Origin of the sequence: Pseudomonas sp. SIMBA_067 (assembly GCF_046534675.1) — a bacterium.
Taxonomy (GTDB): Bacteria; Pseudomonadota; Gammaproteobacteria; order Pseudomonadales; family Pseudomonadaceae; genus Aquipseudomonas; species Aquipseudomonas putida.
The window spans coordinates 1-259 of sequence record NZ_JAWRYH010000720.1 but is presented as its reverse complement, the minus strand read 5'-3'; the positions used below and the strand labels follow the sequence as shown (position 1 = coordinate 259).

At 69.5% G+C, this 259-nt stretch carries 1 protein-coding gene and 1 pseudogene; both read right to left on the bottom strand.

Annotation, left to right across the window (positions count from 1 at the left end):
- Positions 1-123, bottom strand: a pseudogene (locus SB765_RS31040) (3'-5' exonuclease); the annotation flags it as partial.
- The coding region (locus SB765_RS31035) for a putative nucleotidyltransferase substrate binding domain-containing protein (RefSeq protein ID WP_410932677.1) at positions 120-259 on the bottom strand (140 nt) is incomplete at its 5' end. The gene SB765_RS31035 and the pseudogene SB765_RS31040, both read right to left, overlap by 4 nt.

Below are 259 nucleotides of genomic sequence, written 5' to 3'. Positions count from 1 at the left end.
CCAGCGCTGCTCACGTAAACTGCACACACCCAGCGGTGCGGGCTTGGGCAGCCGGGCCAGGCGCTGACGCATGGCGTGGTCCAGCTCGGGCGCGCTGGGGCGCAGCCAGGCAAACAGGCTCATAGCTGATACCGCAAGGCCAGGCTGCTTTGCAGGCGTTGGGCCTGGCGCAGGGACTCGCGCAGGATGCGCCGGTCCAGGTGGTTGAGGCTGTCCGGGTCGAGCCGGTTGGAGTACGGCAGGTTGTCGCGGGTCTGGC